Here is a 624-nt window from a genome sequence, read left to right as displayed (position 1 = left end):
TCGAACGGCCGTGGCGTGATCACCGTCCGCGGGAACGCCCGCATCAGCGGCGTGCGCTACCGCGGGCCGTTCCACGATTACAACGACAATCCCGCCTACCCCGGATACATTCCACTCGATGATGGGGACACGTACGCTGACCGCCAGGCGATGCGCCAGCAACGCTATGCTCGCGGGCTGCGTCTGTTGAGCGACGAGATCGAGATCGACAACTGCGAGTTGTACGGGTGGCCGGTACAGGCGATTGCGGTCGGGACGGCGTCGCTGCCGGTCTCGCCGCACATCCACCATATCTACGGGCACGATTGTATGATGGTGGGCGCAGGATATGTGATCGACATCTTCAATGGGCATCCGCGGATCGAGATGAGTTATTTCAACGCGACGCGCCATGCGATCAGCGGGTTCGGCCATCCCGAGTGTGGGTATACACTGGAGGATTCGGTGTTCGGTCCGATCACGACGTCGCACGCGGTGGATATGCACACGCTAGCGGAGAACGGGGATGAAGGGAATTTGACGGCGGGTGATCGGGTGGAAGTCCGGCGGTGTACGTTTGCGTTCACGCACAATATCGATGGGCAGAACGCCCAAGCGATCGTGTTCCGGGGGTATCCGGAAGAC

At 61.2% G+C, this 624-nt stretch carries 1 pseudogene; it reads left to right on the top strand.

Annotation, left to right across the window (positions count from 1 at the left end):
• Positions 1-624 (top strand): annotated as a pseudogene (locus HAPAU_RS19440) (hypothetical protein); the annotation flags it as partial.

The sequence above is a fragment of the Halalkalicoccus paucihalophilus genome (assembly GCF_001593955.1).
Taxonomy (GTDB): domain Archaea; phylum Halobacteriota; class Halobacteria; order Halobacteriales; family Halalkalicoccaceae; genus Halalkalicoccus; species Halalkalicoccus paucihalophilus.
Note: the sequence above shows the minus strand (reverse complement) of the source record. Positions and strands in the feature narration are given on the sequence as shown.